Raw genomic sequence first — 12,563 nt, 5'->3', positions numbered from 1 at the left:
TGAAGGCGCTCCAAAGTATGAGCCGCAAGGGAGACTGCTGGGACAACGCGGCGATGGAGAGCTTCTTCGCCACCCTCAAGATGGAATTGGAACTCGACACCGCACAAGGAAACCGCGCTGACACGCGTAATTTGGTCTTTGAGTGGATTGAGGTGTTTTACAACCGCGAGCGTCGTCACTCCAGCTTGGGGTACCGCTCACCAACTCGCTTTGAGGAACACCGCGCCACACTGAACTGATCCTCCACGAAGGCCTTGCAATATCAACCTCAGCCTGCACCAGTTTCAGCGCTGATCATGGCTTGATCACGCTGCAAGGTGTTTACTGTTCCTCAAGATCTCAGGTTCGACATCTTGTTTGGGAATGAGAGGGGCTGAGCTGGGGTCTAGAGGACACGCGAAAAGGTGAGAGGCCCAGTTTGCCCGCCGCTGGCTGGTGCAGCAATTGCCGTCTCTACCGTCTTCTTCCGTATCAGGGAGGCAAGGGAATGCTGAGTATTCCTGTTCTGGCCGAAATTGAGGGCGTCTCTGTTTTCCGGGACGACGAGAACCCCGCCAATTTCTATTACCTGCCCAGCCGACCCACCATTGCCCGTGGCGAAAACGGCAAACCGCAATTTACCTTCATGCGCTATCAGTTTGCCATTGAGCGGCCCGGAGCCGAGCCGGGGGGCGGCTATCTGGTGTTTACGACAGTGATGCGGGAAGATCAGCAGGTTCTGGCAAAAGTGCGCCAAGTTCTGCAATCACGCCTGCGCTCGGAAATGCCCACCACCACGGTGCTGCCGGAAGTCACGCTGGCCCCGGTGGACTTTACCGAGGGCGAAGTTCGGCTGATCATCATGCAGAACGACAAGTTCGTGAAGGCGCTGAATCTGGGCAAACCGTCCCTGTTTGGAGACAATACGGCGTCGCTGGCGGTGGAACTGACCGCAGACGGCGCGACCCTGTTTTATGAGGCGCTCCGCAAGCAGGGCAGCGTGGCGGCCATCGAATATGATCTGGCGTTTCCGGTGCGGCTTCCGGCCATCACCATCCGGGGCCATGTGGATTCTCGGGAAGTCAAGGAAGCGGTCATCGGCTACACCAAAGAGCAGGTCAGTTCCAGCGATACCTGGGGCAACGACGAGTCTCACGAGGTGGCGCACCGCTCCTCCATTGCCGAGACGATGGAATCTCAGGGCCTGATCAAACTGGAAATCCTGAAAGGAAATGTGGAACTGGGGCAGGACGATCTGGAGTCTTTGCGGGCCTTCGCGTTTCAGGCGATGGACGCCTTTATCGAGGAACACTTTCTGAAGGGCGGCACCGTGGAAACCGAGCAGGACCGCCAGAGCCAGTGGATGAATTACCTGCAACAGGACGTGCAGGCCCGCTTCGATCTGGACGTGTCCTACCGGGACGTGATCAAGCGGCAGTACAACCCGAGCGCCCAGATCAACCCCAGTTTTCTGGGTGTGCCCGTAGACGACGTGCTGATCGAGATCGATCTGGGCAACGCGCCGTGGTTCTTCAATACCCTGACCGTAGACGTGGACACCAATTTCGACTTTGCCAAGTACGGCGACTTCGTGCATAGCGTGGTGGGGCATTTCAGTTACGACCAACTGCGCCCGGACGGTACGCGGATCACCAAGCGCGAAAGTCTGGCCTTCACGGCGGCAGACAACAAGCCCAAGAAGTTTGAATCCCGGATCGCGGCGGTGGGCAAAGACAACTATCACGTCGATATCGAGGTCAACTACAAGTCTGGCCCGGTGCTTCAGAGCGTGCTGGACAGGCGAGACAGCACCCTGCGCTACTGCACGCTGAACGTGCCGAATCCCGGCATCATCGAGATCCGGTTGGCAACTGCGCCGGGAGCCTTCGACGAAAAGCTGACCGGGATAGAGGTGGAAATCGAGTACGCCGACCCGCGCCAGAACGTGCCACGCGCCGTAGAAACCGTGCTGCTGGACGCCAAAACCCCTGCCGCCACCTACAAACGCGTGATCTATGCGCCGTGGGACAAGCCGTACCGCTACCGCGTGACCTACGTCCTCAAAGACGACGCCGGAAACGTGCAGCGCACCGCAGGAGACTGGCTGGAAGGCGCGGCAGACGGGCAGAATCTGTCGATTCACACGCCTTTTGAAGACAGCTTCAATCTGAATGTGATTCCGCTGGTGGACTGGCAGGAGGTGCGCGAACTGCTCGTGGACCTGGAGTACGAGGATCAGGCCAACGGCTACCGCGTACAGCGCACTCTGAGCTTCTCCAAGGATCAGACCAGTATGCTGCCTTGGCGCTTTTTGCTGAGAGACAGGGCGCGTCGGGCCTACCGCTACCGCCAGACCACGCTGATGCACAGCGGCGCGTCGGAAGACAGCGGGTGGGTCACGCAGGAAACCGATGGCTCGCTGAAGGTGGGCAATGCCCCCAACGGCCTGATCAAGGTGGAGGTGGACGCCAGCGACCTCGATTTTGTGGCCGATGTCAAGCGCGTGCTGGTGCGGCTGAATTACCACGATCCGGCCCTGCCGGGGCCAGATGAAACGGCGCTGATGTTCCGCGATCCTGCGGCCCAGACCTGGACGGTGACGCTGGGGCCGACGGTGCGCGAGTACAGCTACGACGTGACGTACTTTATGAAAGACAACACGCAGCGGCAACGAACCGGCGTGCGGGGCACACTGGGGGCGATTCAGGAATTCCTGATCGTACCCGTGCAGCCGGACGCATAGGGGAGCGCGGGCCGGATGCTGTCGCTTGCGCCCCCTTACCACCAGATCGGCGGCTACACCCTGCTGCCCGATCACGCCGATGGGCGGCGCTGGTACGTACTGCCCACCGCTCCCACACTGGCCCGCACGCCCGACGGCTGGCCCGCCTTTTCGCTGGTGCAGTATCTGGGCGGCGGAGCCGGGGCCGCCAAAGTCGCGGGCGGTTTGCTGACCCTGACCACCGAATTGACCGTGCCGGAAGGCGTGATGGCCTCCCTACGGACGGAACTGGGCCAACGGGTGGGCCACTCCGCCGCCGAGCTGGAGCTGATGCCCGTGTTCTTCGATTCCGGCACGGTGGAACTGATCGCGCTGGGAAAGGCTTCCGCGCCCAGTTCGCCCACGCCGACAGGAGACCCTGCCGCCACCTCAGGGCCGTTTGACCTCAGGATTCTGGGCAGTGGGCGGGCCTCGCTGGGCGGGCGCAATACGGCCACCTTCCAACTGATGCTGGACGAGCAGGCCGCCGAACTGGTGGAAAAGGCGCTGGACGCCCCCGACCTGCCCATCATCGCCACCTACCGCCTGAGTTTTGCGGGCTTGCGGCCCAGTTTTGCCGTGCAGGTGCAGGCCGACTGGACGCGGGTGTATCACAGCTTGCAGCAGAAGCTGAAGGCCAACCTGTACTACGTGAGCGCCGACGTGCAGCAGCAGATCAGCAGGGCCGTGGAAGACAGCGGAGTACAGATTGACGTGACGGTGCTGGGCACGGGCGAAAACGAGGCCGCCGCCGCCGAACGCGCCCGCAAGCAACTGACGGATTGGGTGCTGGAACGGCTGTTTACCCCGGTCGTCAACGAGCAGGCTGCTACCGCCAACGCTACCGCGGACGCCATCGGCGGCGTGGTGTCCGGTCTGGTTCGCACCATCGTTCCGGGCGTCAGTTATTCGCTGAAAGTGATGGATGACGAACAACTCAGAACCCTCTCGGCCCGCATGAATGAGGCCGTCGCAGAACGGCGTGAGGTGTTGCCGCAGGGCACGTTGGGAAGCCTGCTCAGGGTGTCGCGGCTGGACGAACAGGGACAGGTTCGCCCCGAGTGGGCGGCGCTGCGCTCCCGCTTGGTCACGCAGATCAATCTGGACGGCTTTCCGCGCCTGGAGGTGCAGGTGGCCTCTGAAGACCGTTTCGCCTCCGATGGTTTGGCTGAGGTGCGGGTCGAGTTGGCCCGCGTGGACGCCTCGGGGGCACCCACCGAACCGCGCAAACTCATGGCGCTGCGTTCTGCCGCCGAAAGGGAAGCCTATGTGGTGAACCTGCTGGGTCAGGGCCACACTGGACCAGATTTTGCGCGGCTGTATCAGTACCGCTTGGAGGTGCAGTTTGATCCCGCCAGTGCTTTCGGACCGCATCCGGTGGGCAGTGGTGGATGGCAGGCGGGACAAGCCTCCGAACTGGTGGTGGAACCGCGCACGGTATACGGCGTGCAGGTCGTGCAGATCAGCGCCGCGCCCAGTTTTCCCTTCGCCCAGTTTCCGCAGGTCACGGCAGAACTGGTGTACGAGGAAGCCAGATCGGCCCCGCAGTCGGGCCGGGTGGAACTGTCGGCGGCCCAACCCGGCGGAAGCTGGCGCTATCGGTATTTTTTGCCGCAGGGAGGGGTGGCAGAGGGACAGGCGCTTTCGCCTCCGCCGTATGGGGTCCGCCTGACCTACCACCGCCCCGACAGCGCAGGCGGCCCCCTGACCCCCACGGCGCAGCGCTGGAGCGACGACTATTTCAGCGTGCCCGACCCGCTGCCGGTCAAGCGCCCGCTGAATCTGTTCGTGAGCCTGCCGTGGGCCGACCTCCTGACCGCCTTTGTGCAGTTGCGCTACCGCGATGAACCCAGCGGCATCCAGTTCGACGAGCAGATCACCCTCAGCGCCGACGCGCCCTATCTGCGCCGCGATTACCCCATTGCTGCGGGCGGCACGCAGGCCCTGAGTTACCGCCTGACCCTGCTGACCACAGGCGGCTCTCTGCTGGAAGGCTCCTGGCGAGAAACGCTGGATGACCGCCTGGTGATAGACCGCCGACTGGTCGAACGCCGCGCCGTGCGGGTGCAGTGCGTGGGGGGCACCCTGGCCGAGACCAGACTGCGTGAGGTGCGCGTGCAGCTTCAGCGCCGCGGCCCACAGGGAGAGGTCAGGGAAGACACCGAACTGACCTTCGTTCGGGCCGCGCCGCCCACCCCCGCCGTCTGGGAAGTCCTGCTGGGCGATCCACCCGTCAGAACCGTGTTTTACAGCGCCGTCTTCATAGACGAATCGGGTTTCGTGATCCGCACACCCTGGGCTTCCAGCGACGCCGATCTGCTGGTGGTGCAGCTCAAGGCCAGAAGCGTCAGCGCTTAGGGGCGCTCTCCCCTCCCCCGCCCTGCTTGGAGGAACACTGTGAAGGAATCCCATGCTGAGTTTTGAAGTCCCTGCCTTCGAGATCGCTGGAGTGACCGTGTTCCGCGATCATGCGCTTCCGTCGCAGTTTTACTATGCCGCGCCGCATCCATCGGTGGCCCGGTCTGCGGGGCGGGCAATGTTCGATCTGATGGCCTACAGCGTAGAACTCAAGCATTCGGTGCTGTCGGGCACCGCCATTCCCGATGAACTGGGCGCAGGATTCTTGACGCTGGGCAGCGAGTGCGTGCTGAGCGCCTCCCAACGTTCTACCCTGCTGGGCGAACTGGCAAGCCGCACGGGACAACCTCAGGACCAGCTCAGTCTGGCGGGAATTCCCTACCACGCGGGCAGCGTGCGCGTGATTGCGCTGGACAAGATCAGCACTCCCGCAGAACCCACCGCCGATCCCGGTTCGGCCACTCCGGTCAGGGGCCGCCCCACCTTTGTGGAGCAGATTCTGGGCACCGGGCAACCCGCGCTGCTGGGCGACCTGCGAAGCATTTTTTCGCTGAGTCTGAGTCAGGAGGGAGTGGCCTTTCTGAAGGGCCTGTATGAGGACAGGGCTGCCCCGGTGGGCGTGGTGTACGACCTGAAATTCTACGGTCTGCGCCCCGCTGTAGAAGCCGTGGTTCACGCCAACCTCTCGCGGATTTTCGAGCATTTCGGCGGATCGCTGAGCGCCGGGTACGCGTGGGCCAAGGCCGAGATCAAGGCCGGAATAGATCATCTGGTCGAAACGAGCGACATTCAGATCGAGCTGACCAGTCAGGCGGTGGGCGAGGAGGCCAAGCAGAGCAAGGAATTGGCCCTGTCTCTGTTCCGTGACCGGATCGTGCAGGAGATGTTCCGGCCCATCACGCAGGCCGCGCCGACGCCGCCCACCGGACTGTTGGGCGGGCTGGGCGGCGCAACGGGTAGCGGCAGCAGCTCCAACACAGGCGTCAATCTGACGCTGGAGCTGAAGCGCAGCTACGAATACAAGGCCGTGACCTACAGTTTTCGGGAACGTGCCCCCGAAGAGCGCACCCACGCGCCGCAGAGCTTTCTGAAGGTGATGCTGAGTCCGGCGGAGATGGCGCAGCACATCCACCAGATCAGTCTGGATGACCCGTTTTTTGAGGTGTTGGACGTGCTGGTGACTGGCCCCAGCCGAGAGGAAATGGGGGCGCTGGGCATCCGGCAGATCGCGGTGAAGTTGCGCTACGGCGAAGGGGGAGCCAATCCGCCGCCCGACACGGCAGAGCTGATCTTCCGCCCGGATTCCACCGGAGACAAGACTTTTGCCGTCAAGCGGCGGGGCCGCCAGAGCCTGGCCTATTCCTCGGCCATCACCTACGAATTCCTGCCCCAGAGCGGCACCGACGGCGACAGCTTCCGCTACGAATTGCCGGAACGCACCCGCACCGGGCGGTCTCTGCTGATCAATCCTTCAGCAGATTTTGGCGTGCTGAACGTAGAAATAGAGGCGGGACGGCTGCCGCCCGATACGCAGGAGGTGGATGTTGTGCTGACCTATCCCGCTGAGAACAGTGCGAGTCCTGTGGCAGGTTTCCGGGCCGAGCAGCACGTGCGCCTCACACCCAGCGACGCGGCCCCTCCCGCTCCGCTGCGCTGGCAGGTTCGGACGCAAACCGTAGAGCTGCAACCCTACGCCGCTCAAGCGACCTTCGTGTTCAAGGACGGAGGCAACTACACCACGCCCCCGCGCCCACAACAGGACGCGCTGCTGCGGATAGATTCGCCGTTTGCAGCCACGCGGCAACTGCTGATCAAGCCTGTTCTGGCCTCGGATCAGATCACCCAGATCACCGTGGAACTCGATTATCACGATGAAGTCGGGCAGTACCGCCGCACGCGGGTCGTGGAACTCGTGCCGCCGTTTGCCAGCCTGACGCACACTTGGCCCATTCTGGATGCCGCCCGCCAGACGCTGCGTTACCGAGTGACCGTGCATGAAAGTGGCCTGCTGAGCGAGGGCGAGTGGGAAGAAACCGATGAACCCTCGCTGATCGTGGGGTCTGCCGCGCACCGGGTCGGGCGGGTAGACGTGCGCCTGATCGGGCCGCCGCTGGCCGAGGTGGGCCTGGACGCTCTGCAAGTCAAGGTGCAATTGCTGCCCGCAGGAGCGCACGACCCGCCCGCCGACCCACAGAGTGTTTTGCTTCAGGGCACAGATACCGGGGCCACCCTGACGCTGAATCTGGCCCCCGACCAACCGCTGCGCTACCGCTACCAGACCACCGCCTTCAAATCCGACGGCTCGACCAAGGAGTCGGTCTGGAAGGACATGACCGCCTCGCCGCTGATTTTGTCCACGCGCACGCTGTAGGGGTCTGCGCGGCCAGATCTTTTTGCCCTCATTCCTGTGCTACGGAGGTGCGGCCCTATGCTGAATCTGGAAACGAGAATGGAACTGCTGGGCGTGACCGTCTTTCAGGACGCCGACCAGCCCACGCGCTTTTACCACCTGCCTGCCCCGCCGCATATCACGGTGGAGCGCGGCCAGCCCCTCTTCGACCTGTTCAGCTACCGCAAGGGCGGAGAGGCCGGACAGGACGTGGCCGGGGGATTTCTGAACATGGTGGTGGACGTGGGGCTGGGCGGCCTGAAACCCCGGCTGGAAGGCCGCCTGAAAGAGCAGTACGGCGACGAGGTGACGCTGGCCCCGGTGCCGTTTACGCGGGGCACGGCGCGGGTGATCGCTCTGGGCGAGGACAGCGGCGCGGGCGGCACGGCAGATGGGGGAGCGGCTCCGGCCCCTGCTGGGGCGGCCACACGCGGCCCCCGCTTCATAGAAAACATTCTGGGCGCGGGGCAACCCTCGCTGGACGGCGACAACCGCGCCATCTTTTCGTTTTCTCTGTCGGAAGACGGCGCGGCCTTCATGATGGGCGTGCTGAGCGGCAACGTGAATGCCCGCCCCATCGGGGTCATTTATACGCTGGAATACGTGGGCCTGCTGCCTGCCTACGACCTCGAAATCAGTATCGATTTCAAGTCGTCGTATGAATACTCGCGCAGCCGCTTTACGCTGGGAACGCTGCTGTTCCGGGCCGATCTAGATAACATCGTGGAGGCGCTGAAGCAGGAGCAGCACATCCGCATCCGGGAAACCGCACGCACGCTGGAATTGTCCGACCCGGCGGCCATCCGCGAGCGGCAAAACCGTATCGATACGCTGGTGAAGGATCTGGCGACGGGGGCTTTGTTTCAGCCATCGCTGACGCCGGGAGAACCCAAGGTGCGGGGCGATACCATCACCGCTGCCGACCCCAGCACCACGGTTCCGGCCACCCCAGCCGCCGGACAGCTGGCGGGCAATGTGGGCGCGGCCCTGCAACACGGCCCCAGCGCCGCCGCCGCTGCCGGAACCGGGGCGATGCTGGCAGGCCGGGAGCATGTGGAAGCCGACGCCGGGGCCGGGGGAACAGCCACTCCGGGCACGGGGACTTCGGGCGCTTCCGGTTCAGCGACTTCTGGTGCAGCGACCTCTGGTTCTGGCACTTCTGGAACGGCCAGCCCTCCGGCCAGAACTGCTGGCGACGTGTGGAACCAGATGGGCCGGCCACAGGCCGCGTTCGTGCTCAAAAACATCAGTCAGGAAGAGCAGCGTACCGTGACCTACAACCTGTCACAGGTCAGCGCCCAGAGCCAGAGCATCGCCCCGCAGAATTTCATTCAGTTTCTGACCTCCGAACATGACCTGCGCGATCACCTGCACGTCGTTGACCTGAACCACCCGTTTTTTGCGCGAATCAATCTGAATATCAGCGCTCAGGGCGTGGATTTTGCGGCAGAGGGCGTGGTGCAGATGACCGTACAACTGCGCTACGGCACGCGCCCAGACGGCAGCGCCCCCAAAGACACCGCCGAGGCGATCTTGCGGAGCAGCACCGACAGCAAGGAGTTCACCTTTTTTGCCGACGCCAGGCAGACCCAAGGGTACGAATACAAGCTGATCGTGGATTACCGCAACAACTTCGGCATCGGCCTGAAAGATGCCCGCGTGGAGAGCGGCTGGATTCGCACCGAAGCCCGCAGCCTGTCGGTGCATCCGAGCTGGCTGGGGCGGGTGCTGCCCGTGACGCTGCAACTCGCGCCCAGCCTGCCCGCCGACGTAGCCGAGGTACATGCGGTGGTGAGGTACGTGAACCCAGACCGGAACATCGACGATTCAGCGCAGGTGATCCTCGGCGGGCAAAACCGCTCTCAGTTGGTGCAGGTGCGGCTGGCGGGCGAAACAGAGCAGTTTCAGGTCACGCCCACGGTGTTCTATACCGACGGCACCAACGAGGTCCTGCCGACCCTATACCTGCCGAATCCCGGTGCGGGCGAGTCGGATGACGTGGTGGTGCTGGATACCCCGCGTGGCGGCCACCTCAACGGCGACGTGATCATGCTTGACCCACTGAATGAGCTGCAAAGTGTGCTGGTAGACACCGAAGTCAGTCAGGCGGGAAGCGTGCTGGATAGCCGCAGCCTGGAACTTGCCACCCCCGGCAAGCGCGAGCTGTTTTCGGTGCGCCTGACACAGCGGGATCAGCCTGCCCAGATGCGTTACCGCGAACGCCGCGTCTTCAAGGACGGCGGTCTGGAAACTGGCGACTGGCAGGAACCCACCAGCCCCAACCTGGTGGTCGGGATTCCCGCCGAGGGCGTGCTGGCCGTATCTGTACGCTACCTCGGCCCGCCTCCCTCGCAGATTGGACTGAGTGCCCTGCTGCTGGACCTCGCCTACAAAGACCCCGCCGGAAACCCCAAGTTCGATCAGTCCGACGCCCTGCTGATCACGGACGACCCACAGAGTTTCGCGCAGGACTGGAAAGTGCGCCTGCCCACCCGCACGGCCCGCAGCTACACCTGGAAACTCACGCTGCTGGCGCAGGACGGCACCGAGAGCAGCACCGAAGTCAGAACAGACACCCGTGACCAACTGATCTTGCGCCCGCCGCCGCGCTAGGCACTCGACCCAGCCCCCTGACCTGCTCAGCCTCTCCCCACCCCAAAAGGAGCCAAGCCATGCCTTCCCTCGATCCTGCACTGACCACCCACGCGGGCTGCACCATCACGCCGCACATCGGCGGGCCGCCTTATTTTGCGGCCCTGAAAGCCAAAATCGACGCCCTGACCGGAGCCACCGGGGATTTCATCTACATCGCGGGGTGGTGGCTTCAGACCAGCACGGCGCTGGGCAGCACGGCCCTGACCGATCTGCTGATTGCCAAGGCCCGTGCGGGCGTGGATGTGCGCGTGTTGGGTTGGGTCATGGCCCCGTCGATCCTGACCAACAGCCGGGCGCAGGCCGCGCCGCAACTTCGCAGCATCCTCGGTCTGAACGGCAACACCATGAGCTTTATCAATGCACTGCGGGCCGAACCACGGCTGGCCGACAAAGCGGTGCTGAATATTCTGGCGCACCCGGCAGGCGCGGTGCATATGAAGATGGCGATTGTGGGCAGCGGCGCGGCGGCCACCGGATTCACGGGCGGCATCGATCTGCTGGCCTCCCGCCTGCTTCCCAGTTGGCACGATATAGAAGTGCAGGTCGAAGGCCCCGTCGTGCAGGGGTTGTTCGATACCTTCCGGCTGATGTGGAACGAAATTCGGGGGCGCTCTCCGGTGTCGCTGACGGCCAACCGCGTGACCTGTGCCAGCCACACAGGCCCGTCGGGCGGCGGAAGCTTCAGCACGGGCACCGGCGGCATGCCCGATCTGCCCGCCCGCACCCTCGCCACCGCCAGCGGGGGCCACTCCCGCGCCCAGAGCGCCCGAACCTTTCCGCGCATGCGCTTTGGCTCGGTGGGCACGATTGCCAGTCTGGGCGGGGCCAGCATGCCCAGCAATTCGCCCCTCAGCTTCGCGCCCAGCGGTCTGTTTGAGGTTCGCAGCGCGTGGGAAAAGGGCATTCAGGGGGCGCAGACCTACATCTATATCGAGGATCAGGGCTTTACGTCTGCTGAGGTCTTCGATTGGGTGAATGCCGCCGTGAAGGCCAGCGATACCCTGAAAGTGGTGATCCTGACCGGACTGTTCGACCCCAACGACGATCCGAACAACGACACCTCCAAGTTTTTCCGCATCACCGTGAACAGCCACCTGATTGCGGGTCTGAGCGCCGCGCAACTGGCCCGCGTGGGCGTCTTCAGCCACCTGACCAAAACCATTCATACCAAAAGCACTGTCGTGGACGACGCGTGGGCCATCATCGGATCGGCCAACGCCATGCGCCGCAGCCTGTATACCGACCTCGAACACTCGGTGGCCTACACGGATGATGCCGGGGGCGTCGCCAGTTACCGTGAAACCCTGTGGGGCGTTCATCACCAGCAGTCGATTCCCAGTGTGCAGGCGGGCCTGAGTGCCTGGTTCAGTCTGCCGTTTCAGGGGGCCGGGGCACCGCCGCCGAGGGGCATCGTGAGGCTCCAGCTGCCGCTGCCCACCACCACCCTGAATCCCCAGGAACAGATCATGTACGACGAGGTGATGGACGCCGATTCGCGTCAGGAATGGGGAACCCAGTTGATGCGGCTGTTTATGCAGCAGGCAGGGGCAGGGTCTTTTGCGCCCTGAATCGCGTTGGCACTGAGCCACGGGTCAGGAATCCTCTTTTTTAGATGCCGTAGAGGTCAGTATGCTGGAAGAACACCGTTCTTTTGCCGTCCCCGATACCCCCGGCCTGCGGGTCTACCCGGATCACGCCGACGCCACGCGCTTTTATGCCGTGCCCGCTGCGCCGCGTGTGGCGCGTGACGAACAGGGCCGCCCTACCCTGAGCCTGCTGGTGTATGGCCGGGGCAACGGGCCACACCTCAACCTGTTGGGCGGTCAGGTGTTGCTGACGCTGACTTTGGCCCTGACCGCCGCCGAACGCCGCGCCCTGACCGACGCTCTGGAACGGCCCCTGAACCGGAACTTGCCTCCGCATGTGCCGCCCGTGCGGGTCACTTTGGTCAGCCCAGAGTGGCTGGACGGGCAGGTAAAGGCCGAGTTGCTGCCCGGTCTGACCCTGAGCGGAACGCCGTCGCTGATGGCCGCCAACGAATGCGTCCTGAGCGCCGACCTGACCCCGGAGCGGGCCACCGAGGTGCAGCGGGCCTGGAAACAGGGACTCCCCGATGCCCGCCTGAGCTACGACCTCAGCTTTTCTGCCGCACAGGTTGAGGATACCGAAGAAGACAGGAGCGGCACGGCCTACACGAGTACGGCTGACACGAAGGCGGCTTCTACAGACCCGCCGCACGATCCGGCCTTTCAGTCAGACCGCTCCGCCTCTTTCCGCACCTCGTTTTCAGCTCAGACCACCCGCACCGCCCGCGCTTCTCTGCACCTGCAAGGGCCGTTGGGCCTGTCTCGCAGCGAGTTGGAAGGCGGGTTGCAGGTCACGTCGTTCTAGATTTCCCAACCCCCAATTCCGACCTACAAG

Annotated in this window: 7 protein-coding genes; all 7 read left to right on the top strand. The window is 63.7% G+C overall.

The features are described 5' to 3' along the window. Window positions 1-239, top strand: a 239-nt coding sequence (locus F561_RS0119250; RefSeq protein ID WP_019011603.1) for an integrase core domain-containing protein, incomplete at its 5' end; no start/stop codon positions are given. 248 nt (window positions 240-487) lie between these two features. Continuing rightward, the gene (locus F561_RS0119245) at window positions 488-2,722 is read left to right on the top strand and encodes a hypothetical protein (RefSeq protein ID WP_019011602.1); all 2,235 of its coding nucleotides are present in this window, start codon (window positions 488-490) and stop codon (window positions 2,720-2,722) included. A gap of 15 nt (window positions 2,723-2,737) precedes the next feature. After that, a complete protein-coding gene (locus F561_RS0119240; protein ID WP_019011601.1) occupies window positions 2,738-5,098 on the top strand; it encodes a hypothetical protein in 2,361 nt (786 codons plus the stop codon). Window positions 5,099-5,150: 52 nt separating this feature from the next. Beyond that, the gene (locus F561_RS0119235) at window positions 5,151-7,469 is read left to right on the top strand and encodes a hypothetical protein (protein ID WP_019011600.1); all 2,319 of its coding nucleotides are present in this window, start codon (window positions 5,151-5,153) and stop codon (window positions 7,467-7,469) included. 57 nt (window positions 7,470-7,526) lie between these two features. Continuing rightward, the gene (locus F561_RS29695; RefSeq protein WP_211214840.1) at window positions 7,527-10,100 is read left to right on the top strand and encodes a hypothetical protein; all 2,574 of its coding nucleotides are present in this window, start codon (window positions 7,527-7,529) and stop codon (window positions 10,098-10,100) included. Window positions 10,101-10,159: 59 nt separating this feature from the next. Beyond that, entirely contained in the window at window positions 10,160-11,710 is a 1,551-nt protein-coding gene (locus F561_RS0119225) for a phospholipase D-like domain-containing protein (protein ID WP_019011598.1), read from the top strand. Between the two features lie 61 nt (window positions 11,711-11,771). Next, on the top strand, window positions 11,772-12,533 hold the full coding sequence (locus tag F561_RS0119220; protein ID WP_019011597.1) for a hypothetical protein: 762 nt from the start codon (window positions 11,772-11,774) through the stop codon (window positions 12,531-12,533). Window positions 12,534-12,563 lie beyond the last annotated feature (30 nt).

Source organism: Deinococcus aquatilis DSM 23025 (genome assembly GCF_000378445.1).
GTDB lineage: Bacteria > Deinococcota > Deinococci > Deinococcales > Deinococcaceae > Deinococcus > Deinococcus aquatilis.
This window is presented reverse-complemented; position numbering and strand designations above follow the sequence as displayed.

Excerpts from the sequence above, each read along its gene's own strand:
- F561_RS0119220 (WP_019011597.1), top strand. The coding sequence starts at position 11,772 with ATGCTGGAAGAACACCGTTCTTTTGCCGTCCCCGATACCCCCGGCCTG.
- F561_RS0119225 (WP_019011598.1), top strand. The coding sequence starts at position 10,160 with ATGCCTTCCCTCGATCCTGCACTGACCACCCACGCGGGCTGCACCATC.
- F561_RS0119235 (WP_019011600.1), top strand. The coding sequence starts at position 5,151 with ATGCTGAGTTTTGAAGTCCCTGCCTTCGAGATCGCTGGAGTGACCGTG.
- F561_RS0119240 (WP_019011601.1), top strand. The coding sequence starts at position 2,738 with ATGCTGTCGCTTGCGCCCCCTTACCACCAGATCGGCGGCTACACCCTG.
- F561_RS29695 (WP_211214840.1), top strand. The coding sequence starts at position 7,527 with ATGCTGAATCTGGAAACGAGAATGGAACTGCTGGGCGTGACCGTCTTT.
- F561_RS0119245 (WP_019011602.1), top strand. The coding sequence starts at position 488 with ATGCTGAGTATTCCTGTTCTGGCCGAAATTGAGGGCGTCTCTGTTTTC.